The sequence below is a fragment of the Enterobacter sp. AC1 genome, assembly GCF_050434705.1.
In the GTDB taxonomy this organism is placed as follows: domain Bacteria; phylum Pseudomonadota; class Gammaproteobacteria; order Enterobacterales; family Enterobacteriaceae; genus Enterobacter; species Enterobacter cloacae_L.
Map to the genome: position 1 here is coordinate 222,538 of NZ_JBNDIZ010000001.1, position 24,402 is coordinate 246,939.

21 protein-coding genes and 6 pseudogenes are annotated in these 24,402 nt (G+C 50.3%); 20 read left to right on the forward strand and 7 right to left on the reverse strand.

The window, feature by feature from the left end:
* Positions 1-109: 109 nt before the first annotated feature.
* Positions 110-1,018: a UTP--glucose-1-phosphate uridylyltransferase GalU gene (gene galU / locus M2433_RS01040; RefSeq protein ID WP_429052290.1), complete on the forward strand. Its 909-nt coding sequence runs from the start codon at positions 110-112 to the stop codon at positions 1,016-1,018.
* Between the two features lie 201 nt (positions 1,019-1,219).
* Here galU and hns read toward each other — a convergent pair whose 3' ends face one another.
* Positions 1,220-1,633 (reverse strand): histone-like nucleoid-structuring protein H-NS, encoded by a 414-nt coding sequence (gene hns / locus M2433_RS01045; protein ID WP_008502781.1) that lies wholly within the window; start codon positions 1,631-1,633, stop codon positions 1,220-1,222.
* Positions 1,634-2,182: 549 nt separating this feature from the next.
* On the opposite strand from hns, the gene tdk reads away from it, so the two are divergent.
* On the forward strand, positions 2,183-2,797 hold the full coding sequence (gene tdk / locus M2433_RS01050; protein WP_047348240.1) for a thymidine kinase: 615 nt from the start codon (positions 2,183-2,185) through the stop codon (positions 2,795-2,797).
* A 77-nt stretch (positions 2,798-2,874) separates the two neighbouring features.
* On the opposite strand, the gene adhE is transcribed toward tdk, so the two are convergent.
* Positions 2,875-5,553 carry a bifunctional acetaldehyde-CoA/alcohol dehydrogenase gene (adhE, locus tag M2433_RS01055; RefSeq protein WP_013096268.1) on the reverse strand — a complete coding sequence of 893 codons (2,679 nt, stop codon included), beginning with the start codon at positions 5,551-5,553 and terminating at the stop codon, positions 2,875-2,877.
* 478 nt (positions 5,554-6,031) lie between these two features.
* Here adhE and M2433_RS01060 point away from each other — a divergent pair, with 478 nt between their 5' ends.
* From M2433_RS01060 to M2433_RS01090, 7 genes are all read left to right on the forward strand, one after another.
* Entirely contained in the window at positions 6,032-6,679 is a 648-nt protein-coding gene (locus M2433_RS01060; protein WP_429052291.1) for a YchE family NAAT transporter, read from the forward strand.
* Between the two features lie 770 nt (positions 6,680-7,449).
* The gene (gene oppA, locus M2433_RS01065) at positions 7,450-9,081 is read left to right on the forward strand and encodes an oligopeptide ABC transporter substrate-binding protein OppA (protein WP_059311605.1); all 1,632 of its coding nucleotides are present in this window, start codon (positions 7,450-7,452) and stop codon (positions 9,079-9,081) included.
* 84 nt (positions 9,082-9,165) lie between these two features.
* Positions 9,166-10,086, forward strand: coding sequence for an oligopeptide ABC transporter permease OppB (oppB, locus tag M2433_RS01070; RefSeq protein WP_047348244.1), 921 nt, complete (start codon positions 9,166-9,168; stop codon positions 10,084-10,086).
* 14 nt (positions 10,087-10,100) lie between these two features.
* Entirely contained in the window at positions 10,101-11,009 is a 909-nt protein-coding gene (gene oppC, locus M2433_RS01075) for an oligopeptide ABC transporter permease OppC (protein WP_047348245.1), read from the forward strand.
* Positions 11,010-11,020: 11 nt separating this feature from the next.
* Positions 11,021-12,034 carry an ABC transporter ATP-binding protein gene (locus M2433_RS01080; RefSeq protein ID WP_429052293.1) on the forward strand — a complete coding sequence of 338 codons (1,014 nt, stop codon included), beginning with the start codon at positions 11,021-11,023 and terminating at the stop codon, positions 12,032-12,034.
* On the forward strand, positions 12,031-13,035 hold the full coding sequence (oppF, locus tag M2433_RS01085) for a murein tripeptide/oligopeptide ABC transporter ATP-binding protein OppF (protein WP_025756558.1): 1,005 nt from the start codon (positions 12,031-12,033) through the stop codon (positions 13,033-13,035). The genes M2433_RS01080 and oppF overlap by 4 nt, the downstream gene beginning before the upstream one ends.
* A 14-nt stretch (positions 13,036-13,049) precedes the next feature.
* Positions 13,050-13,919, forward strand: coding sequence for an ion transporter (locus M2433_RS01090; RefSeq protein ID WP_429052295.1), 870 nt, complete (start codon positions 13,050-13,052; stop codon positions 13,917-13,919).
* A gap of 31 nt (positions 13,920-13,950) precedes the next feature.
* Here the strand turns inward: M2433_RS01090 and M2433_RS01095 are convergent, their stop codons facing one another.
* Positions 13,951-14,280, reverse strand: coding sequence for an HI1450 family dsDNA-mimic protein (locus tag M2433_RS01095; protein WP_006810881.1), 330 nt, complete (start codon positions 14,278-14,280; stop codon positions 13,951-13,953).
* A gap of 33 nt (positions 14,281-14,313) precedes the next feature.
* Positions 14,314-15,774 (reverse strand): cardiolipin synthase, encoded by a 1,461-nt coding sequence (gene cls / locus M2433_RS01100; RefSeq protein ID WP_047348247.1) that lies wholly within the window; start codon positions 15,772-15,774, stop codon positions 14,314-14,316.
* 158 nt (positions 15,775-15,932) lie between these two features.
* Here cls and M2433_RS01105 point away from each other — a divergent pair, with 158 nt between their 5' ends.
* The 7 genes and pseudogenes from M2433_RS01105 to M2433_RS01135 all read left to right on the forward strand — a co-directional run.
* Entirely contained in the window at positions 15,933-16,106 is a 174-nt protein-coding gene (locus M2433_RS01105; protein ID WP_086379783.1) for a YciY family protein, read from the forward strand.
* 108 nt (positions 16,107-16,214) lie between these two features.
* Complete coding sequence (gene leuE, locus M2433_RS01110; RefSeq protein WP_047348248.1) at positions 16,215-16,850, forward strand: leucine efflux protein LeuE; 636 nt, start codon at positions 16,215-16,217, stop codon at positions 16,848-16,850.
* Between the two features lie 115 nt (positions 16,851-16,965).
* A pseudogene (locus M2433_RS01115) lies at positions 16,966-17,107 on the forward strand (Cox family DNA-binding protein); the annotation flags it as partial.
* A gap of 166 nt (positions 17,108-17,273) precedes the next feature.
* Positions 17,274-17,769 (forward strand): annotated as a pseudogene (locus tag M2433_RS01120) (replication protein B).
* Between the two features lie 66 nt (positions 17,770-17,835).
* The gene (locus M2433_RS01125; protein WP_429052299.1) at positions 17,836-18,054 is read left to right on the forward strand and encodes a DUF2732 family protein; all 219 of its coding nucleotides are present in this window, start codon (positions 17,836-17,838) and stop codon (positions 18,052-18,054) included.
* Between the two features lie 22 nt (positions 18,055-18,076).
* A pseudogene (locus M2433_RS01130) lies at positions 18,077-18,339 on the forward strand (DUF5405 family protein).
* Between the two features lie 388 nt (positions 18,340-18,727).
* A pseudogene (locus tag M2433_RS01135) lies at positions 18,728-19,495 on the forward strand (replication endonuclease); the annotation flags it as partial.
* 127 nt (positions 19,496-19,622) lie between these two features.
* Here the strand turns inward: M2433_RS01135 and M2433_RS01140 are convergent.
* The 3 genes and pseudogenes from M2433_RS01140 to M2433_RS01150 all read right to left on the reverse strand — a co-directional run.
* Positions 19,623-20,270, reverse strand: coding sequence for a HEPN domain-containing protein (locus M2433_RS01140; RefSeq protein WP_429052300.1), 648 nt, complete (start codon positions 20,268-20,270; stop codon positions 19,623-19,625).
* Between the two features lie 2 nt (positions 20,271-20,272).
* Positions 20,273-21,469, reverse strand: coding sequence for a DUF262 domain-containing protein (locus tag M2433_RS01145; protein WP_429052301.1), 1,197 nt, complete (start codon positions 21,467-21,469; stop codon positions 20,273-20,275).
* A 386-nt stretch (positions 21,470-21,855) separates the two neighbouring features.
* Positions 21,856-22,272: pseudogene (locus M2433_RS01150) on the reverse strand (phage portal protein); the annotation flags it as partial.
* Between M2433_RS01150 and M2433_RS01155 the strand changes: the two are divergent.
* From M2433_RS01155 to M2433_RS01170, 4 genes and pseudogenes are all read left to right on the forward strand, one after another.
* Positions 22,266-22,442, forward strand: a pseudogene (locus M2433_RS01155) (GPO family capsid scaffolding protein); the annotation flags it as partial. The pseudogenes M2433_RS01150 and M2433_RS01155 overlap by 7 nt on opposite strands.
* A 5-nt stretch (positions 22,443-22,447) precedes the next feature.
* Positions 22,448-22,912 carry a phage tail protein gene (locus M2433_RS01160; RefSeq protein WP_429052303.1) on the forward strand — a complete coding sequence of 155 codons (465 nt, stop codon included), beginning with the start codon at positions 22,448-22,450 and terminating at the stop codon, positions 22,910-22,912.
* Positions 22,909-24,078 carry a phage late control D family protein gene (locus M2433_RS01165; protein WP_429052305.1) on the forward strand — a complete coding sequence of 390 codons (1,170 nt, stop codon included), beginning with the start codon at positions 22,909-22,911 and terminating at the stop codon, positions 24,076-24,078. The genes M2433_RS01160 and M2433_RS01165 overlap by 4 nt, the downstream gene beginning before the upstream one ends.
* 77 nt (positions 24,079-24,155) lie before the next feature.
* Complete coding sequence (locus M2433_RS01170; protein ID WP_429052306.1) at positions 24,156-24,377, forward strand: DNA-binding transcriptional regulator; 222 nt, start codon at positions 24,156-24,158, stop codon at positions 24,375-24,377.
* Positions 24,378-24,402 lie beyond the last annotated feature (25 nt).

Genomic DNA, 24,402 nt, shown 5'->3' on the forward strand with positions numbered 1-24,402 from the left:
GATCGGCAACGCGTTCTTTTCAGACCCGGACTGTGGGGCGAGGCTGATATACTTAACGCGTTATTTATTGCATAAAAGTTCAAAACTTGAACAGCTCAGGAGAATTTGAATGGCTGCCCTAAATTCGAAAGTCAGAAAGGCCGTCATCCCGGTAGCGGGATTGGGGACCAGGATGTTACCAGCAACTAAGGCGATTCCGAAAGAAATGCTGCCTCTGGTTGATAAGCCATTAATCCAGTATGTCGTTAATGAATGTATCGCAGCCGGCATCACGGAAATTGTGCTGGTTACACATTCATCAAAAAACTCTATCGAAAACCATTTCGATACAAGCTTTGAACTTGAAGCCATGCTGGAAAAACGCGTTAAGCGTCAGCTGTTAGAAGAAGTTCAGTCTATTTGCCCTCCTCACGTCACCATTATGCAGGTTCGTCAGGGGCTGGCTAAAGGCCTTGGCCACGCTGTGTTATGTGCACATCCTGTTGTGGGTGATGAGCCTGTGGCGGTAATTCTGCCTGACGTTATTCTGGATGAATACGAATCCGATCTTTCTCAGGATAATCTGGCTGAGATGATCAAACGTTTTGACGAAACAGGCAGCAGCCAGATCATGGTTGAGCCTGTCGAAGACGTGACGGCTTACGGTGTGGTTGATTGCAAAGGCGTTAACCTTGACCCGGGTGAAAGTGTGCCGATGATTGGCGTGGTAGAGAAGCCTAAAGCCGACGTAGCGCCTTCCAACCTGGCCGTAGTAGGTCGCTATGTCCTGAGCGCTGAAATCTGGCCTCTGCTGGCGAAAACGCCTCCAGGAGCAGGTGACGAGATCCAGCTGACTGATGCCATCGATATGCTGATCGAGAAAGAGACCGTTGAGGCTTACCATATGAAAGGTAAGAGCCATGATTGCGGTAATAAGCTCGGTTATATGCAGGCATTTGTTGAATATGGCATTCGCCACAACACTCTTGGCGAAGAATTTAAAGCCTGGCTCAAGGAGAGCGCAGGTATTAAGAAATAAGCTAGGACGGCAAATGTTCGAAACCGGTGAGGCGTTGCCCACCGGTTTTTTTATGCCCATAACACCCCGGAAGCCTGCCTGAAAGTAAGCGCCCTGAAATAGCTGAATAACGCTTTATGACAGAGTGTAAGGGGATGTTTGCGATAAATTTTGGTTAAAAAAAATCCCGCATTATGCGGGATTTTTCTGAATGCGGCTTGATTAATCCTTGATCAGGAAGTCATCCAGCTGTTTACCTTGCTCATCCATGGCTTTCTTGATAACTGCAGGAGTACGACCCTGGCCAGTCCAGGTTTTAGTTTCGCCGTTCTCGTCAACGTAGCTATATTTAGCAGGACGAGCAGCACGCTTAGCTTTAGTACCGGTTTTAGCTGCAGCCATGCTGTTCAGCAATTCATTTGGATCGATACCATCAGCAATCAGCATTTCACGATATTGCTGCAGTTTACGAGTACGCTCTTCGATTTCAGCAGCAGCTGCGCTTTCTTCTTCGCGACGTTCATTAACTACAACTTCTAATTTTTCCAGCATTTCTTCAAGCGTTTCGAGGGTGCATTCTCTTGCCTGCGCACGAAGAGTACGGATGTTGTTCAGAATTTTAAGTGCTTCGCTCATTGTAGTAATCTCAAACTTATAATGGGGGGTGGTTTGTTGACCTAATAATAGAGCCATAAATTCAGTTGTGCAATAGCTAGGAATGTAAGGAATTCAAAAAATACTAAATAATGCCGCTATTATTAATTACGCTAACTTAAATTTCATCACCCGACAGTCTCGCTTGTTATCACGTAAACCTGCTTAGCCCGGTCACTTGCATCTTTTTTTTGTGACATTTACCGCAGGAATTATAGTTGCGGTGGAGAAATATCAGCCTTTCGTATTAGTTCCCATCAGTGATGCTAAGACTGAAATAGTTAATAAATAGTGAATTTTAATGAACGGTGATTCCACTATAAAAAGAAGTGTTATGTTTGGTGGAGCTTATAACATATTGGCCTGGCAAAATGAGTTTACTTCCTGTTTTAACGGATTATTTTTGAAAACAGAAGGCCCAGATTTCTGCTGCGAACCGCATCGTGTGTGCGCTGTATCGCTGATGACCCGACAAAATATGGTACAATCAATCATTGGGAATATTACACATTGATTAGGGTTTTACGGCCAATGGCACAACTTTATTTCTACTATTCGGCAATGAATGCCGGGAAATCCACCGCGTTGCTGCAGTCCTCGTACAATTACCAGGAACGAGGGATGCGTACCGTTGTTTATACGGCTGAGATAGACGATCGCTTCGGTGCAGGGAAGGTGAGTTCCAGAATAGGCCTCTCGTCGCCGGCCAGGCTGTTTAACCCGAAAACTGACCTGTTTGAGGACATTCGCACAGCGCATGCCGCTCAGCCCATACACTGTGTCCTGGTGGATGAGAGCCAGTTCCTGACGCGTGAACAGGTGCATGCGCTGTCAGAGGTGGTCGATGAACTCGATATCCCCGTTCTTTGTTACGGGCTGCGCACGGATTTTCGCGGTGAGCTTTTTGCCGGGAGTCAGTATTTGCTCGCCTGGTCGGATAAGCTTGTTGAACTGAAAACGATCTGTTTTTGCGGCCGCAAAGCCAGTATGGTGCTTCGTCTCGACCAGGCCGGAAAACCTTATGCAGATGGTGAGCAGGTCGTGATAGGCGGTAATGAACGCTATGTTTCGGTCTGTCGTAAGCATTATAAAGAAGCGTTGTCTGTAGGCTCGCTGACGGCGATTCAGCACGACAACAGAAAGTAACGTCAGCTTTATTATTCGGATTATTCAGACATAAAAAAACCCGCCATACAGGCGGGTTTTTATTATTAGACTGTCAGTTAAGCGCTTTTCTTCGCTTTCTTGTCAGCTTTAATAACTGGAGCTTCTGTTTTCACAGCGGCAACGTCACCTTCTTTGAACTCACGGCCGTAGAAGGTATCCAGCAGAATCTGTTTCAGCTCAGAGATCAGTGGGTAGCGCGGGTTAGCACCAGTACACTGGTCATCGAATGCATCTTCAGACAGCTTATCTACGTGAGCGAGGAAATCAGCTTCCTGAACGCCTGCTTCGCGGATAGATTTAGGAATACCCAGTTCAGCTTTGAGGCTTTCCAGCCATGCCAGCAGTTTCTCAATCTTCGCCGCAGTACGGTCGCCCGGTGCGCTCAGACCAAGATGGTCAGCGATCTCAGCATAACGACGACGTGCTTGCGGACGGTCGTACTGGCTGAAAGCAGTCTGCTTGGTTGGGTTGTCGTTCGCGTTATAACGGATAACGTTGCTGATCAACAGGGCGTTCGCCAGACCGTGTGGAATGTGGAACTGTGAACCCAGCTTGTGCGCCATTGAGTGGCAAACACCCAGGAAGGCGTTAGCAAACGCGATACCGGCGATGGTTGCTGCACTGTGAACGCGTTCACGAGCAACCGGGTTTTTAGAACCTTCGTTGTAAGATGCTGGCAGGTTTTCTTTCAGCAGCTTAAGCGCCTGCAGAGCCTGACCGTCAGAGAACTCAGACGCCAGGACAGAAACGTATGCTTCCAGGGCGTGAGTCACAGCATCCAGACCACCGAACGCACACAGTGACTTAGGCATATCCATGACCAGGTTTGCATCAACGATAGCCATATCTGGCGTCAGTGCATAATCAGCCAGTGGATATTTCTGACCCGTTGCATCATCCGTTACAACCGCAAATGGTGTGACTTCTGAACCGGTACCGGAAGTGGTTGTTACCGCGATCATCTTCGCTTTCACGCCCATTTTCGGGAACTTGTAGATACGTTTACGGATGTCCATAAAGCGCAGCGCCAGCTCTTCGAAGTGGGTTTCCGGATGTTCGTACATAACCCACATGATTTTCGCAGCATCCATTGGGGAACCACCACCCAGGGCGATAATCACATCAGGTTTGAAGGAGTTAGCCAGCTCAGCACCTTTACGCACAACGCTCAGGGTAGGGTCAGCTTCAACTTCAAAGAACACTTCAGTTTCAACGCCAGCTGCTTTCAGCACAGAGGTGATCTGGTCAGCGTAGCCGTTGTTGAACAGGAAACGGTCAGTCACGATGAGCGCACGTTTGTGGCCATCAGTAATCACTTCATCCAGCGCGATTGGCAGAGAGCCACGGCGGAAGTAGATAGATTTCGGAAGTTTGTGCCACAACATGTTTTCAGCTCGCTTAGCAACGGTTTTCTTGTTGATCAGGTGTTTTGGACCAACGTTTTCAGAGATGGAGTTACCACCCCAGGAACCACAACCCAGAGTCAGGGAAGGTGCGAGTTTGAAGTTGTAAAGGTCACCGATACCACCCTGGGAAGCAGGGGTGTTGATCAGGATACGCGCAGTTTTCATCATCTGACCGAAGTGAGCGACGCGTTCTGGCTGGTTATCCTGGTCGGTGTACAGGCAAGACGTGTGACCGATACCGCCCATGGCAACGAGTTTCTCGGCTTTCTCTACCGCGTCTTCGAAATCCTTCGCACGGTACATTGCCAGCGTTGGAGACAGTTTTTCGTGTGCAAACGGCTCGCTTTCGTCGACAACTTTCACTTCACCGATCAGGATTTTGGTTGTTGCCGGAACGGTAAAGCCTGCGAGTTCTGCAATTTTGTATGCTGGCTGACCTACGATAGCGGCGTTCAGCGCGCCATTTTTCAGGATGATGTCCTGAACCGCTTTCAGCTCTTTGCCCTGCAGCAGGTAGCCGCCGTGGCTAGCGAAACGTTCACGAACGGCGTCGTAAACGGAGTCTACGACAACAACAGACTGTTCGGATGCACAGATAACGCCGTTATCAAAGGTTTTAGACATCAGCACGGAAGCAACAGCGCGTTTGATATCAGCAGTTTCGTCGATAACAACAGGGGTGTTACCCGCACCCACACCGATAGCAGGTTTACCGGAGCTGTATGCGGCTTTAACCATGCCAGGACCACCGGTTGCCAGGATCAGGTTAATGTCCGGGTGATGCATCAGCGCGTTAGACAGCTCTACAGAAGGTTGGTCGATCCAGCCAATCAGATCTTTTGGTGCGCCGGCAGCGATAGCGGCCTGCAGGACGATATCCGCAGCTTTGTTGGTCGCGTCTTTCGCACGTGGGTGTGGAGAGAAGATGATTGCGTTACGGGTCTTCAGGCTAATCAGCGATTTGAAGATAGCAGTAGAGGTTGGGTTAGTTGTCGGAACAATACCGCAGATAATGCCGATAGGTTCAGCGATGGTGATAGTACCGAAGGTGTCGTCTTCAGACAGCACGCCACAGGTTTTCTCATCTTTATAGGCGTTGTAGATATACTCTGAAGCAAAGTGGTTTTTGATCACTTTATCTTCAACGATACCCATGCCGGATTCGGCAACGGCCATTTTAGCGAGAGGGATTCGAGCATCTGCAGCAGCCAGTGCGGCCGCGCGGAAGATTTTATCAACCTGTTCTTGGGTGAAATTGGCATATTCACGCTGGGCTTTTTTAACGCGCTCGACGAGGGCGTTCAGTTCAGCGATATTAGTAACAGCCATAATGCTCTCCTGATAATGTTTAAACTCTTTTAGTAAACCAGCGCTCGATACGTCACTCAGTATAGTCAGAGCCGATACCACTTGCGTAACACAAAGTAAAACAAAGAGTTACTTTCTGCTTCAGCACACTAATTTACTAAAAGAGCCTTACCTTAGCATCATCCATTTTTGTCAGGCGATCTCCCTGGGGGCGTAACCAAGATTACTCACTTCTGAGTACGGAAATCATGATCTGTGTCAATTTTTCCCCAAGCTGATACCTTTCAGCAGGGTAATTTCGTTGTGATTTTTCCAGTGTTAAAAAATTACGTAAGTATTGGAAGCGGCGCTATCATTGATTATACATATGTTTAACATCCTGAAATGATAACGTTTTGGCACAGATTTCAAGTGAAGTATGCTAATAAAAAAGGTATCTTCAGCGCGATTTCTCATGACACATTCTCAGTCCCGGGCATATGTATAAGCGGAGCAAAACGTGATCCAAACGCTCTTTGATTTTCCAACGTATTTTAAATTTTTTATTGGTTTGTTTGCCCTGGTCAACCCGGTGGGGATCATTCCTGTCTTCATTAGTATGACGAGTTACCAGACGGCAGCGGCCAGGAACAAAACCAACCTCACCGCGAACCTGTCTGTGGCTATCATATTGCTGACCTCCCTTTTTCTGGGGGATACCATTCTTCAGCTCTTCGGCATTTCGATCGATTCTTTCCGCATCGCGGGTGGGATCCTGGTGGTGACTATCGCCATGTCGATGATCAGCGGGAAGCTGGGTGAAGATAAACAGAATAAACAGGAGAAGTCAGAAACTGCCATCCGGGAAAGCATCGGCGTGGTGCCGCTGGCATTACCGCTCATGGCCGGTCCTGGTGCCATCAGTTCAACCATTGTCTGGGGCACGCGTTACCATAGCCTGATGCATCTGATTGGTTTTTCAGTCGCGATCGCTCTTTTCGCGCTCTGTTGTTGGGGAGTATTCCGCATGGCACCGTGGCTGGTGCGCTTGCTGGGGCAGACGGGCATTAACGTCATTACGCGTATCATGGGCCTGCTGTTGATGGCGTTAGGGATCGAATTTATCGTCACGGGGATTAAAAGCATTTTCCCCGGCTTGTTACACTAATATTTCATATGAAAGAACGGAGCGATGGCTCCGTTTTTTACGTGATTATCAGCAAATCATATAACTAAAGTTGAAATGCTCACATATCATAATAAATTCTACTAATAATGTTCATCTCTTGTATTTCAATAAGTTATTAATTCCGCCTTAACCCGCCTGCACATAAAATCTTCGATCGCTCTGTTATTTTACTCACATGATACTCTGGGGCTTGCTGAGAGATAACCGAAATGATATTAGTAATTTCAACATTCCCTTAGATGAATGTGCTAAATAATAACCAGTTGTTAATTTTTTGTACAAAACCACCCGATGATGGCGCAGCGACGCGCTTAGAGAGAAAATATTCTCTATCATATTGAATATCATGTGTTTTTGATGGTGTTTGATGTCTGGCAGGGCTGCCCCCAAAGATACGGTGTTCACCGTAAAAGAGAATTGCTTAACAAATTTGCAAAATGTATTGGCGCGCGTTTACGCCATTTGATACTTTCCGGCCTAATATTTTGCAGCATAAAACAATCAGATGAGAATTATTTTCATATAGTTCTCTTCTCAGATATCCAGCACGGGTCTCAGACAGGGGAGGCCGGTGAAGAATCGACGCAAGACGGCCATACGAGCGGTCAGTAATAAAAAAAGTCGGTGATAGCAAGCAGTAAAAGAAGAACCTGACAGCAGCAAAAAAAACTCCTGCGCTGTACAGGCCCCAACAGGGGATTACACAGCTGGCGAAGGCCAGTAATTATAATGAGTGGAGTACCAACACAATGTCCATCATCACAAAAAAAAATCTGGTAGCGGCGGGGATTTTAACTGCGCTAATCGCGGGCAACGCTGCAATGGCTGCGGACGTTCCTGCAGGAGTTCAACTGGCTGAGAAGCAGACGCTGGTTCGTAATAACGGTGCGGAAGTTCAGTCGCTTGATCCGCACAAAATTGAAGGTGTTCCTGAGTCTAACGTCAACCGCGACCTGTTCGAAGGCCTGCTGGTGACGGACGTAGACGGCCACCCGGCACCGGGTGTGGCAGAAAAATGGGAAAACAAAGATTTCAAAGTCTGGACCTTCCATCTGCGTAAAGATGCGAAATGGTCCGACGGTACCCCGGTTACGGCCGAAGATTTCGTTTATAGCTGGCAGCGCCTGGCGAACCCAAACACCGCCTCCCCGTATGCGAGCTACCTGCAATATGGCCACATCGCCAATATTGATGACATCATCGCGGGCAAAAAGCCGGTTACTGACCTGGGCGTAAAAGCGATTGATGCGAATACCTTTGAAGTGACGTTGAGCGAGCCTGTTCCGTACTTCTATAAGCTGCTGGTTCACCCGTCCGTCTCTCCGGTACCAAAATCCGCAGTGGAAAAATTTGGTGAAAAATGGACGCAGCCTGCCAATATCGTGACCAACGGCGCCTATAAGCTGAAAGACTGGGTGGTCAACGAACGCATGGTTCTCGATCGTAACCCGCAGTATTGGGACAACGCGAAAACCGTGATTAACCAGGTGACCTACCTGCCAATCTCTTCCGAAGTGACTGACGTTAACCGCTACCGCAGCGGTGAAATCGACATGACCTATAACAACATGCCGATTGAACTGTTCCAGAAACTGAAAAAAGAGATCCCGAAAGAAGTTCACGTCGATCCGTACCTGTGCACCTATTACTACGAAATCAACAACCAGAAAGCACCGTTCACCGACGTGCGTGTACGTACTGCGCTGAAGCTGGCACTGGATCGCGATATCATCGTGAACAAAGTGAAAAACCAGGGCGATCTGCCGGCGTACAGCTATACCCCTCCATACACCGATGGCGCAAAACTGACTGCGCCAGAGTGGTTCAAAGAAACGCAGGAACAGCGTAACGCAGAAGCGAAGAAATTGCTGGCCGAAGCGGGCTATACCGCTGACAAGCCGCTGACCTTCAGCCTGCTGTACAACACCTCCGATCTGCACAAAAAACTGGCTATCGCCGTTGCCTCAATCTGGAAAAAGAACCTGGGCGCAAACGTGAAGCTGGAAAACCAGGAGTGGAAAACCTTCCTCGACAGCCGTCATCAGGGCACCTTTGATGTGGCGCGTGCAGGCTGGTGTGCGGACTATAACGAACCGACCTCCTTCCTGAACACCATGCTGAGCGACAGCTCAAACAACACCGCGCACTATAAGAGCCCGGCGTTTGATAAGCTGATTGCTGACACGCTGAAAACTACTGACGAAGCACAGCGTACCGAACTGTACTCTAAAGCTGAGCAGCAGCTGGATAAAGATTCCGCGATCGTTCCGGTTTACTACTACGTTAACGCCCGTCTGGTGAAACCGTGGGTAGGTGGGTATACCGGTAAAGACCCGATGGATAATATCTACGTTAAAAACTTGTATATTATCAAGCATTAATGGCAATGAGTGGGGCGGGCTTGCTCGCCCCACGGTGTCTAACCAACGTCACATTATATAGGCACACGCCAGAAGGTACGGGCAATGTTGAAATTTATCCTACGTCGCTGTCTTGAAGCGATTCCAACGCTTTTTATTCTAATTACGATTTCCTTCTTTATGATGCGTCTTGCACCGGGAAGTCCATTTACCGGTGAGCGTACGCTGCCGCCAGAAGTTATGGCGAATATCGAAGCGAAATACCATTTAAACGATCCTATCTCCACCCAGTACTTCAATTATCTTAAGCAGCTGGCCCACGGTGATTTTGGACCGTCATTTAAATATAAAGACTATTCCGTTAACGACCTGGTGGCGTCCAGCTTCCCGGTTTCGGCCAAGCTGGGTGCTGCGGCATTCATTCTGGCCGTCGTTTTCGGGGTTGCCGCAGGCGTTATCGCCGCGCTCAGACAAAATACCAAATGGGATTACGCCGTAATGGGGGTGGCGATGACCGGGGTAGTCATACCCAGCTTCGTTGTCGCGCCATTACTGGTAATGATATTTGCCATCACGCTGAAGTGGCTGCCTGGCGGCGGCTGGAACGGCGGGGCATTAAAGTTCATGATTTTGCCGATGGTGGCATTATCTCTGGCGTACATCGCCAGTATCGCGCGTATCACCCGTGGTTCAATGATTGAAGTGCTGCACTCAAACTTCATTCGTACCGCGCGCGCAAAAGGGCTGCCGATGCGCCGGATTATTTTCCGCCACGCGCTCAAGCCGGCGCTGTTGCCCGTGCTCTCCTACATGGGGCCTGCCTTCGTCGGGATCATCACCGGTTCAATGGTTATCGAAACGATCTACGGTCTGCCGGGCATTGGCCAGCTGTTCGTTAACGGCGCGCTCAACCGCGACTATTCGCTGGTGCTGAGCCTGACCATCCTCGTTGGTGCACTGACCATTCTCTTTAACGCGATCGTCGATGTGCTGTATGCCGTCATCGATCCGAAAATCCGTTACTAACGCTGGAGCACGCCATGATGTTGAGTAAGAAAAACAGCGAGGCGCTGGAAAACTTCAGTGAAAAACTGGAAGTAGAAGGCCGTAGCCTCTGGCAGGACGCGCGCCGTCGCTTTATGCACAACCGTGCAGCGGTCGCCAGTCTGGTTGTTCTGGTGATTATCGCGCTGTTTGTGACCCTGGCGCCGATGCTGTCGCAATTTACCTATTTCGACACCGACTGGGGCATGATGTCCAGCGCGCCAGATATGGAATCCGGACACTATTTTGGCACAGACTCTTCCGGGCGCGATCTGCTGGTGCGCGTTGCTATCGGTGGCCGTATCTCGCTGATGGTGGGTATCGCAGCCGCGCTGGTGGCGGTGATCCTGGGCACGCTTTACGGCTCACTTTCCGGCTATCTTGGCGGTAAAGTGGACTCGGTAATGATGCGTCTGCTGGAAATCCTGAACTCCTTCCCGTTTATGTTCTTCGTCATCCTGCTGGTGACCTTCTTCGGCCAGAACATCCTGCTGATCTTCGTGGCCATCGGGATGGTTTCCTGGCTGGATATGGCGCGTATTGTTCGCGGCCAGACGCTGAGCCTCAAACGTAAAGAGTTTATCGAGGCCGCGCAGGTAGGGGGCGTCTCTACCGGAAATATCGTGGTTCGTCATATCGTTCCTAACGTGCTGGGCGTGGTGGTGGTGTACGCCTCGCTGCTGGTGCCAAGCATGATTCTGTTTGAATCCTTCCTGAGCTTCCTCGGGCTGGGTACGCAAGAACCACTGAGCAGCTGGGGCGCGCTGCTGAGCGATGGCGCAAATTCAATGGAAGTCTCACCGTGGCTGCTGCTTTACCCGGCGGGTTTCCTGGTCGTCACTCTGTTTTGTTTTAACTTTATCGGCGATGGCCTGCGTGATGCCCTCGACCCGAAAGACCGTTAAGGAGCGCCGTCATGAAAATTATTGAAACGGCCACTGCGCCACAGGCGCAACAGCAGAGCAATCTTCTGCTGGATGTGAAAGACCTCCGCGTGACCTTTAAAACGCCGGACGGGGATGTTACCGCCGTCAACGATCTTAACTTCAACCTGCGTGCGGGCGAAACGCTGGGGATCGTGGGTGAATCCGGCTCGGGTAAATCCCAGACCGCCTTTGCGTTGATGGGGTTGCTGGCAGCGAACGGTGTGATTGGTGGTTCCGCAAAATTCAACGGCCGTGAAATCCTCAACCTGCCGGAGCATGCGCTGAACAAGCTGCGCGCCGAACAGATCTCGATGATTTTCCAGGATCCGATGACCTCGCTGAACCCGTATATGCGCGTTGGCGAGCAGCTGATGGAAGTGCTGATGCTGCACAAAGGCCTGGGTAAAGCAGAGGCCTTTGAAGAGTCCGTTAAAATGCTGGATGCGGTGAAAATGCCGGAAGCGCGTAAGCGTATGCGCATGTTCCCGCACGAGTTCTCTGGCGGTATGCGTCAGCGCGTGATGATTGCGATGGCGCTGCTGTGCCGCCCAAAACTGCTGATTGCCGATGAACCCACCACCGCGCTGGACGTCACCGTTCAGGCGCAAATCATGACCCTGTTGAACGAGCTTAAGCGTGAGTTCAACACGGCGATTATCATGATCACCCACGATCTGGGCGTGGTTGCGGGCATTTGTGACAAAGTGCTGGTGATGTATGCCGGTCGAACCATGGAATACGGAAACGCGCGCGATGTGTTCTATCAGCCTGCGCATCCGTACTCAATCGGCCTGCTGAATGCGGTCCCGCGTCTCGATGCGGAGGGGGAAGCGCTGCTCACGATTCCGGGCAACCCGCCAAACCTGCTGCGACTGCCGAAAGGCTGCCCGTTCCAGCCGCGCTGTCCGCACGCGATGGAAATCTGCAACAGCGCACCGCCGCTGGAAGAGTTTGCACCAGGCCGTCTGCGCGCCTGCTTTAAGCCGCAGGAGGAGCTGGTATGAACGCATTAGATGAAAAACGCAACGTGCTGCTCGAAATCGCAGACCTTAAAGTGCATTTCGACATCAAAGACGGAAAACAGTGGTTCTGGCAACCGCCAAAGACGCTGAAGGCAGTGGATGGCGTGACGCTGCGCCTGTACGAAGGGGAAACCCTGGGCGTGGTGGGCGAATCCGGCTGCGGTAAATCGACCTTTGCGCGAGCGATTATCGGTCTGGTAAAAGCCACCGGCGGCAAGGTGGCCTGGCTGGGTAAAGATCTGCTGGGAATGAAGCCTGACGAGTGGCGGGACGTGCGCAGCGATATCCAGATGATATTCCAGGATCCGCTGGCGTCATTAAACCCGCGTATGACCATCGGTGAGATTATTGCCGAGCCGCTGCGTACCTATCATCCGAAGATGCCGCGTCAGGAAGTCCGCGATCGTGTTAAGGCGATGATGATGAAAGTGGGTCTGTTGCCTAACCTCATCAACCGCTATCCGCACGAATTCTCCGGTGGCCAGTGCCAGCGTATTGGTATTGCGCGCGCGCTGATCCTCGAGCCGAAGCTGATCATCTGTGATGAGCCGGTTTCCGCCCTGGACGTTTCTATTCAGGCTCAGGTCGTAAACCTGCTGCAAAAACTGCAGCGTGAAATGGGGCTGTCGCTGATCTTCATCGCACATGACCTGGCCGTAGTGAAACACATCTCTGACCGCGTGCTGGTGATGTACCTGGGTCATGCCGTGGAGCTGGGCACCTACGATGAGGTGTACCACAATCCGCTGCACCCTTACACCAAAGCGCTGATGTCCGCGGTGCCGATTCCCGACCCCGATCTGGAAAAGAATAAAACGATACAGCTTCTGGAAGGGGAATTGCCCTCACCGATTAACCCGCCGTCAGGCTGCGTCTTCCGGACGCGATGCCCTATGGCCGGGCCGGAGTGTGCGAAAACGCGTCCGGTTCTGGAAGGCAGTTTCCGACATGCGGTTTCCTGCCTGAAAGTAGACCCGTTATAATCGCAAGGGCTGACATGATGTCAGCCCTTATTTTTTGCGAGGTAATCGTGTCGCGTTTATTCACGTCAGCCCGTCGTCGGCTTTATCATTTATTATTCGATCCTGAAACGGTATCCGGACGACGCTTCGAAGGTCTTTGTGGTTTATTTGCGCTGCTCAGCGTGGTTGTCATCTTTATTGAATCGGGGGCCGGGACGCAATACCACCTGACGTTTGATGAATGGCATATCTTTGTCTGGCTTGAGCTGGCGATAACGCTGGTCTTTACCGCTGAATACATCCTCAGAGTGGTTACCTGGCCTAACCCAGCCCGATATGTTTTTAGCTTTTGGGGGGTTATCGATTTAGCCACCATCCTGCCGCTCTATGTAATGTGGCTGTGGCCGGAAATCAGCCTGAGCTATGTCTTTGCCTGGCGCGCGATGCGCGTTATTCGGGTATTACGTATTCTGAAATTACTGCGGTTTATGCCGTCATTGCGCATATTCTGGAGTGCAATCGTTAGCGCGCGACATCAGCTTATTCTGTTCTATTCCTTTATTGCCATCGTCATGATTGTTTTCGGCGCGCTGATGTATTTGATAGAAGGGCCGAAGTATGGCTTTACGACGCTCAATGCGTCGGTGTACTGGGCGATTGTGACCGTCACGACCGTGGGGTACGGTGATATCACACCCCATACGCCACTGGGCCGCATTGTGGCGTCAGTGCTTATCTTGATTGGATATTCGGTGATTGCAATCCCGACGGGACTCATTACTACGCACATGAGCAACGCATTTCAGAGCCGCAAGCAGCAGCGTAAATGCCCGAACTGCCATCAGGGTGAACATGAACACAGCGCCCGGTTTTGTAACCGCTGCGGAAGTGAATTGCCGGAGTAAATAAAAAAGGCTGCAATCGCAGCCTTTTTTATTATTCGCGCCAGAGTATATGGCACAGCTTGTGGTCTTTCTCGCGACACAGCAGGACGCGGGCGAAGATGTCGTTAATTTCGCCGCCATCTTCATCGGCCAGCCCAATCACCACTTCGGCAAAGAAGTCAGGATTAAGGTCAAAATCCACATGCTCAGCCCAGTCTTCTGAAGGGTCGAACAGTTCAGCGCCGCCGCGCTCTTCGAACTGAAGATTAAAGAGGATCACGTCTGCGGGATCGAGGTTATCAACCGCCAGTTCGAGAAAAATGTCATAGGCCTGCTCGAGCGTTTCGTCTTCGGTCAGGCGATTGTTCAGATCCATTTCCATGATGACTACCTGTTTAACATCGTTGGGCACGTTTTACAGCAACGGACTAAAGAAGTAAAACAGTCGTTCGGCAATTCTCTGCCACAGCGGACGTTTTACCCACAGTCTGGCATCCAGCAGCCGCGAGCGGGAGATATAATCATCCTGCACCGCCGCAAGATCGCCGCCAAAGCCGGCATCATCAATCACCAGCGTGATTTCAAAGTTTAGCCACAGGCTACGCATATCCAGGTTGACCGTCCCCACCAGGCTCAGCTCGCCGTCGACGAGAACGCTCTTGGTGTGGAGCAAGCCGCCCTCAAACTGGTAAATCTTCACCCCCGCGGCCAGCAGTTCGCTAAAGAATGCGCGGCTGGCCCAGCCCACCAGAAGGGAGTCATTTTTGCGTGGCAAAATGATGCTCACATCGACGCCGCGCTGCGCTGCGGTGCAGATTGCGTGCAGAAGATCGTCGCTCGGGACAAAGTAGGGCGTCGTCATGATCAGATATTCACGCGCCGAGTACGTTGCCGTCAGCAGCGCCTGATGGATCAAATCCTCCGGGAAACCCGGCCCGGAGGCAATGGTATGGATGGTGTGACCGCTGGCCTCCTCAAACGGCATAATATTGCCGTCCGGCGGCGGCGGCAGGATACGCTTGCCGGTCTCTATCTCCCAGTCGCAGGAGTAGACGATGCCCATCGAGGTGGCAATCGGCCCCTCCATGCGCGCCATCAGATCCACCCACTGGCCAACACCCGAGTCCTGCTTGAAGAAGCGCGGGTCAACCATATTCATGCTGCCGGTGTAGGCAATATAGTTATCGATCATGACCATCTTACGATGCTGGCGGAGATCCATCCTGCGCAGAAATACGCGCAGGAGATTCACTTTCAGCGCCTCTACCACTTCGATACCTGCATTTCGCATCATGCCCGCCCACGGGCTACGGAAGAACGCTACGCTGCCTGCGGAGTCAAGCATCAGGCGGCAATGAATGCCGCGCCGCGCGGCGGCCATCAGCGATTCAGCGACCTGGTCGGCCATCCCGCCGGGTTGCCAGATGTAGAAGACCATCTCGATGTTATGGCGGGCCAGCTGGATATCGCGGATTAACGCCTGCATGACGTCGTCGGACGAGGTCAGGAGCTGGAGCTGATTGCCTTTAACGCCGCCAATCCCCTGACGAAGCTCGCAGAGCTTAAACAATGAGGAGGCGACGCTACTGTTCTCCTCGGCAAAGATATGTTTGCAGGCTTTAAGATCGTGGAGCCACTTCGCGGTTGAAGGCCACATGGCGCGGGCCCGTTCGGCTCGGCGTTTACCCAGATGAAGCTCACCGAAAGAGAGATAGGCAATAATTCCGACCAGCGGCAGGATGTAGATTATCAGAAGCCAGGCCATGGCAGAGGGTACGGCTCTGCGCTTCATCAGGATGCGTAACGTCACACCCGCGATTAACAGCCAGTATCCCAAAATGACCAGCCAACTCACCACGGTGTAGAAGGTTGTCATAGGTAAAAAAATCCTTTTGAAAGCGTATTGTTAAGAGTGTACGCATCAGGATTCATCTGGCAAATAAAAACGCCAGGTAAAAGCGCTGGTTTGCTGCCGGGTTGGGTTTATAATGGCCTTTCTTTAAGAGAAAAAGTGTTAGAGAAAGAGTTGTAAACATGAAGCGCAGTAGAACAGAAGTAGGGCGCTGGCGCATGTTGCGACAGGTGAGTCGTCGCAAGGCTCGTTGGCTGGAGGCACAATCCCGCCGCAATATGCGTATTCACGCCATCAGAAAATGTGGATTGACCAGACATCGTAACGCGTTGCTGTTCGCCGTCCAGGATATCTGAGAACCATGAGGGCACCGTAATGGTGCCCACTGTTTTTATAGCGTCTGATTTTGGGGAATAGCGTATTTGCAGCGATATTCCTGTTGTGTTTAGCAAAAGGAGGGAGAAGTGTTTGCGGAGTTTGGTGTACTGAATTTCTGGACGTACGTTGTTGGCGCATTTTTTATTGTGCTGGTGCCGGGGCCAAATACCCTGTTTGTGCTGAAAACCGGGATCGGCCACGGCGTTAAAAAAGGCTATCTCGCCGCGACAGGGGTATTTATCGGCGATGCGGTACTGATGTTTCTGGCCTGGGCGGGCGTGGCTGCATTAATCCAGACTACCCCGGTGCTGTTTAATATCGTGCGCTATCTCGGGGCCTTCTATCTGCTGTGGCTGGGCGGTAAAATGCTCTGGTCGGTTATCACCCGGCAGAATCATGCTCACGAGAGCGGAACCGAGCCTGCCAGCGCGATCATGAAACGCTCGCTGGTATTAAGCCTGACGAATCCAAAAGCGATTCTGTTCTACGTATCGTTTTTCGTTCAGTTCATTGACGTGAATGCTGAGAACACAGGTACCTCTTTCCTGATCCTCGCCACCACGCTTGAACTGATTAGCTTTATGTATATGAGCTTCCTGATCTTCTCCGGCGCGTTTGTAACGCGTTATCTGAAAACCAAAAAGAAACTGGCAAAGCTGGGGAACGGGCTGATAGGGCTGCTGTTTGTCGGGTTTGCGGCGAGGCTAGCGTCGCTACATTGATTGAATGAAAGGCTCCTGCGGGAGCCTTTTTAATGTCTGGCGTAGCTGGAAAGCCGCGCCAGACAAGGCTTCACGTTTTACTACTAGCAGTCAAAAGCCATAAAAAGCGGCTAGAGTGACTGATCCGCAGTCAACGAGTGGGCGCGCAGGGGAATATTGGGTCTACCTGCCAGCATGGAACAAAGAAATGAAGATGGCTTATGACAGCCGCCCGAAGGGGTTGGCTAATGTGGCTCGGATTAGGGGAGCCAGTATGAAGAATGAACCTCGTTGCATTGCACAGTTACTTCGAAGAGAAAGCCCTAATCTGATCAACTTCACTATCACTCGCGGTCGCGGACGCAAGGGCATCATCATCCGAACCCGTAAGACGGGTGTTATCGAGAAGCTTCGTCGCTTGGTTAAAAAGAGAGGACTGTGGTTATGACGGTAATGACACTTGATGTAATCCAGAAACAACCAAAAGCGCTTCGTGGTCTGCAAGTATCTGGCTCAGCCTCGCTGGCAGGACACTTGCGATTTTTACAATCAGATGATGGAGCGGGAGCGTCTTACGGTTTGTTTCCACGCTCAATTAAAACAGCGTCACTCTGTGATGCGCTTAGAGGAAATGACCGAAGCCGATCGTGAGCGTCTTGTTTGTACACTTGATGAAATGAGAAATGCATTCACCCGGTATCGTCAACTTGGCGCGTCAAAAGCAACTTTCACCAGCCGCCTGACCCTCAGCCAAAGGCGCTCATTGTTTCTTCATGCTGGGCTGACAGAGCAGGAATTTATGATGCCGCACTGGCGTTTGAATGAAGAGGATTGTTACTGGCGTGACAAACTTTTCCGCGCTCTGCGAGAGCTGTTCAGTCTTTTTGAGTACGCACCAACTATTCTAACCTCGGTAAAACCTGAGCAGTATTTATATTAATTAATCTGGATTCGTTTTATTACGCGCCATACAGCGTGGGGACTCCTTTTGTCCGAAGATAGGCAAATGCAAAAACAAAATACAGCGCAGCGGGGGATGTATTCGGCACATCTGGCGCAGGCAGTAAGCGAGGCACAGCGCGACTTGGCGACCCGTTTCTCTTCTCAGTTTGATGGGCTTATCGCGTACATCAGTAAGTCAGAACTTAATCGTACCGAGATTATCGAGTTATTAGGCCTGGAGTCGGAAAAGTTACACAACTCAATTTTCGGTAGAGCTGGTTAACCACTGTTAACAGGAAGCAAAAATGAGCATACACATCGAGATTAATAACCAATACGTCATCACCAGTGACCTCTATCAATTCATTTTGCAGGAAAAAAGACCGCTACATCCGGGAAAAATGAAGGTAAGGAATGGTTGGACGTTGTGGGTTACTACCCAACTATCCCTAAGCTTATCTCAGGCCTGGTTTTGCATGATCTTTTGACCAGCGATCTTACTGGCTTCTCAGCTTTGGAAGCTCGGATTGAACGCATGGGGAAGCAATGTCTGGACGCTTTTAAATAATATGTCCAAAGAACCTCAGGGGCGTGTTGCCCCCTCGCCACCACCACCATTTTTGAAGGGGACCAGTGATTCATTCGTTGGTGCTTATCCCTGGAATAACGTCACCAAAGAGGCAATTGGCCGCGACAGACACCTTACACGTGCCGAACTCCGTCAGGTGCAAGGTGTTTTAAACCGGATTGACCGTCTGCCGTTTTTCCTGCAAACGCTGTTTACATCGCGTTATAACTTCATCCGCCGTAAAAAGAGCCCTTTAGGTGGGCTGTATTTCCTTAAAAACACATTTGAGCGCAAGCTGCTGCCACGTCTTGAGCGTGTTAATGAGCTGTGCGGGATAAATGAAACCGCCTCGATTGGGTTTCTGTCTGCGCGGGATGAATATGCACGCCTCCCGACGATGGGCGCTTACCGCGAACTACGCAAACTGCCGCGTGGGGTGAGTATTGCCTGCGAGTTTGACGACAGGGTCCGGGCCGCGCGAGCTGCTGCAGATGAGGGGGACTTTGAGCGGTACATCATCGCGCAGGGTGGGGCAAACATGCCGCGTGATGCTCAGGCCGTCAGGGTCGCCCGTAAGGTGACGGATGAGGTCAACGAAGACGAGGAAGATATCGAGAGGGTTGTTGGGATTTATGCCCCTCATCTCGGGGCTCATCGTGTCCATGTAACCCGTACAGCCGAATGGCGCATCGTTCCAAAGATTTTGGCCGTTGAGCCTTTGACCTTAAAAAGCGGCTCTGCCGCGCCTCGGAGTCCTGTCAATAACTGTGGAAAGCTCGCCGGCGGTGGTGATCCAGTGATGACACCTACACCGACTGAGCAAGCCGCAGCGGTGTTAAATCTGATTGAGCGCGGGGTGACCGGATGGAACGAGCCAGATGTCGTGAAAGGGCTTCACGGGGCGTTAAAAGCTAGCGCACCTCGCAGGAATCGCCAGCAAATAAAGAATGTACCACTTAAAACTAGCGAGCAAGCGCCATCAGCGAGGATGACAAAGCTCGAAAGAGGGAGGATGGCGCAAATACGATTCGATTTAGCTCAGGAAGGTATTACCCCGGAGCGGTGGGAACTCGATGCGCTGTCGCGTGGAGCAACGGTGATTTATGGAGATAGAAAATTCTCTTATCCAGATAGCGATGAGTGGCTGGGTTTCTAAACAAGCATGTAAAGATGATTGAATTGTTAAAGTACCGAGGACTAGTTGTGAGTGATATCAGTGATTTTCTCAGGAGTTTGTCAGCTGAAAGCCATGTAAAAACATGGCTTAATTTTATATCTAGGAGCTATATCGTTTCTTTTATTGCAGCTAGCTTTAAATCTAGTTCACGGAAACAATTGAGTAAAAAATTAACATCTTCGAGCTCGTCTTGAGGGTTGATTTGTTGATTAACTCTTCCTGATGTGTGCGCGATCTCACCTCGCTTGGAGCCAAAACTATCCAATTTTGGCAACATTTCAGGCTCTAATTCTTCGATATCTATACCAGTAGGTAATATAAGTAATTTGAAATTTTTAGCTTTAATTCCATGATTGGACTTTACTTTTTTCATGAATTGCTTACTGGCTATATTCATGACTTCACGGAGGGATTCTTTGGGATGGCTTCTTCCTTGAGATAGATTGATTATCTCCTGATTATTTTCTTCATCACCGACAGACCAGCAACTGTGATATGCAGCAAGAAACGAAACAATCGTCATGGAAGGAATTTTGTTCTCCCCCCATTGCCTTAAAGCATAATTCACAGTCTCAGCAGATACATCTTCCAAATAAGATTCAAACTCTGCATGAGTCAAAAGCCGATATCCCTTTGCCATATCTAACTGGACAGGGTCGTACTCACCTATAGGAGAAAACTCCGCAGGAAGCAAGTGTCTCCTTAATTCTTCGAGCCTCTCCTGCAATGTGATAAACCGACTGGAGCTAGCCATAATTACACCACTTTAATTCTATTAGTAGTATCATCAATAACCAGAGTAGGTAATTTAGTCCCTAATAATAAATTTAATTCATCGAACCATACTGAAATCCTAGTATGGGTTGATTTGAGGCTTTTTGTAGTAGTTTCAATTGATGTAAGGAATGCAAAGTTTTCATTGCAAAGCCTTCTGAACAGCTCCTCAACCTCCTTTTCTCTGCCAATCACTGCCGCACGCACTTCAGGATATGAGAATGCAAGAGTCATGATGTCAAAAATAGCTCTGTTAAATTTCTTTTCATAATCGACTGCGAACCATTTTCTATAACTGTTACCATTAAATATTTTTACAATGGTTTCATGAGCATGATTGAGATTTTGATATTGATCTTCAATCATACTCTCAACTTTTCCCCAATCCCTATTGAAAATAAGGCAGGTGTTATCCAGGAACTTTTTAAGATCACCAGCATAGTCTGGAAGGAAATTTTTGAGTGCATAATATCTCAAAAGTAGTTCATTATCACGCATTCGAAAATCGGGTTTTTTAAGTTTTAATATGCTTTTGATCGCTTCGTTTTCTGGCGCGACACTATCAATATAGGAAACGAAACTTCCCGGATGAAGAGCTTGCCTAAGTTCTTGAGGTGCGAGTTGTACGCTGCCAGTGTTGAGCCGTAAAAACACATGATAAAGGAACTCTTCACTTGGCCAATTCTTAATTACAACGGTTCTTATTGGCTGGTTTTCGAAAGCAGCAACATCGTTAAAAAAATCAGCATTCTCTCTAAGATCGTGAAGGTTTTTACCTTTGAGATCAGCTCTGATTTCTAGACCGCTTAATTTTAAGGACTCATAAACCAAATCATCTTTTTCAGCGGCAAATTGACGAATGCTTAATAGTCGTTGCTTTCCGTCGAGAACTATATATGCGCCTCGCTGATCCTTTCTTTCTGCCAAAACAAGCTGCGGGATAGGTAGCCCCAATATCAATGATTCAATAAAATTACTTTTCCTAGATTTGTCCCATGCATCGCGACGTTGAAAATCAGGATTGAGTTGAATATTGTTTTTATTAATCTGATTGATAATAGTTTCTGTAGTCCAATCAGTACCGCTAACTACAGCAGCCGAGAAGTCTGTTCCTTCGACCAACTCAACATCATCTTCGTTTTCAGCCTGTTCTTCATACTCAAAAAAATAATCTGACATAAACCCCTCTCCTATACAGGTTCAAGCTTTTGATTACAATGTTACTTATACAATCTACAAGTTCGAATGCATCTTTTCCTGCATCAGGATGCATCAAAATGCATGCAGAATGTTAAGTAGTTTTTATTAACTGATACCTCATCATAGCTCTTTGAGTAGTAGTGATGCAATTGCATCAAAAGCGACCCATTAAGCGGGTAGGCGAGGCGGGGATAGCACTGCGCGCCAGACGTGGTGACGGGATTTATTTTTGCGCGTCTGTGCGTGTCGTGGTGGCGCGCTGTAATGTGAAGTCGGTCAAGGTGATGTCGGGGCGCTTGCGTCGCGTATGCGGCGTATGGTTTGCTCTGAGGGTGTGCCGCCCGGAGGCGGCATTTTGGGCGGGTTTAGTCGGTCTCGATGCTGTAATCCTTAAAGCGGATCACCTCCATTCCTAACCAATCGTGAATCTCTTTAAACCGCTCCTGCAGCAGCGTCAGCTCGTTACGCACAAATACCCGCGCCACCTTCTCGATATCGCCCATCGAGCCGATATTTTCAGGCTTGCCGCCCATGAGCTGGAACGGCACGCGGTGCGCGTCGAGCAGATCAGCGGCGCTCATCTTCTTGATGTTAAAAAAATCATTCTTCTTGGCGACTTCACTCAACGGCACGATCTTAATGCCATCCGGTTTCCCGTTCGGGTCGTAGAAAAACAGTTTTTTAAAATTCCCGAGTCCTTTCGAGTCGCGCATCGCGGAGCGCAGCGCCTCTACGTCGGTGCTGCTTTGCGCCGCGTCGGTCACGTACATGATGTAAGCAGGCCAGCGATGACGCCCGTCTCGCTGACGTGCATGAGGCGGTGACCGCCGTCACCGAGCAGGTGCAAACCAATCTCAGCGCTACCGACCAGCGCGTCACTGAACTGGAGACCGCTTATGCGCAGCTTAAGCAGGAACTGACCAGAAAAGTCGATGAAAACGCGCGGGTGTTTAAAGCATGTTAATGGTTTTAGGTTTGTTTGTGTTTGAGCGCCGCACGCTGCCCTATCAGTCCATGCAGTATTCGAAGGATTACCGCTGGGCGTCAAACGACCGTATCGGACAGCCACCGGCTTACCAGTATCTCGGGGAAGGTGAAACCACGCGCACGCTGTCGGGTGTGCTCTATCCCGAAATTACCGGCGGACGCCTGTCACTGACCGCCATCGAGCTGATGGCAGACGAGGGGCGCGCGTGGCCGCTGATTGACGGAACGGGCATGATCCACGGCATGTATGTAATCGACAAAGTGACGCACACGCACACCGAGCTATTCAGCGACGGAGCGGCGAGAAAAATCGAGTTTAGCCTTTCCCTTAAGCGGGTCGATAAATCGCTGGCGGTCATTTATGGCGATCTGAAAACGCAGGCCGACAATCTGGTCACGTCTGCCGGTGACTGGCTGGGAGGGCTGGCAGGATGATTACGGGAATGGATATTCAGGCCGGGGCGAAGATTGCCCCGGCGTTTATGCTCAAGCTCGATAACGACGATATCACCCAGGATTTTAGTGACCGCCTTATCAGCCTGACCATGACCGATAATCGCGGATTCGAGGCCGACCAACTCGATATCAAGCTCGATGACACTGACGGCCAGATAGCAATGCCACCGCGCGGAGCAAAGTTGACGCTGTGGTTAGGCTGGCAGGGATCCGCGCTGATAAAAAAAGGGACGTTCACGGTCGACGAAATCGAGCACAGGGGCGCACCTGATACGCTGACCATCCGGGGGCGAAGCGCCGATTTTCGCGGGATGCTGAACTCTCGTCGGGAACAGTCATGGCATGACACCACGCTCGGGCAAATTGTGGAGACGATTGCGGCACGCAATAAACTGATGGCCAGCGTGGCCGACACGCTGAAAACCGTCGTCGTGCCTCACATTGACCAGTCGCAGGTATCCGACGCGGTGTTTCTGTCCCGCCTGGCTGAACGGAACGGGGCGTCGGTTTCGGTAAAAGCAGGGAAACTGTTATTCCTGAAAGCGGGGAGCGGTAAGACGGCCAGCGGAAAGCCCATTCCGCAGATGACGCTTGAGCGCGGGGACGGCGATCGTCATCAGTTTGCCATTGCTGACCGGGAAGCCTATACCGGCGTGACGGCAAAATGGCTGCACACCAAAGACCCGAAGCCGCAAAAGCAAAAGGTGAAGCTCAGGCGTAAGCCAAAAGAGAAGCATCTCCGCGCGTTGCAGCACCCGAAAGCGACCCAAGCCCCGGCAAAGGCCAAAGCCAAAAAAGAGCAGGAAGCGCACGAGGGTGAGTATATGGCCGGAGAAGCTGACAACGTGCTGGAGTTGACGACCATTTACGCGACAAAGGCGCAGGCCATGCGCGCCGCTCAGGCGAAGTGGGACAAGCTGCAGCGAGGTGTCGCGGAGTTTTCAATCTCGCTGGCGTTTGGCCGGGCAGATTTATTTCCTGAAACGCCAGTCGCGGTAAAAGGGGTTAAGCGCGTCATAGACGATCAGGCGTGGATAATCAGCCGGGTGGTGCATAACCTCAACGGGAGCGGCTACACGACGGGCTTAGAGCTTGAGGTTAAGGTTTCGGATGTGGAGTACGAAAGCGAAGAATTAGCGCAGTGATTTGCTTTTTAAGTCTTTGTTATATAAAGTAAAAGTGAGTAAAATTAACGCATCTAAAATTAAATGAGGTGCTCGCCATGTTTCACTGTCCAAAATGCCATTTTGCCGCTCACGCCCGCACAAGTCGCTATTTTACTGACACGACCAAAGAGCGGTATCACCAGTGCACAAACATCAACTGCAGCGCGACGTTTGTGACCACTGAAACGGTCGAACGCTTTATCGTTTCACCGGGTGAGGTGGTGCCAGCATCGCCACACCCGACAGAGTCAGGTCAACAAAGAATTCAATGGATTTGATCATTAAGTGATTAGTGTATCAACA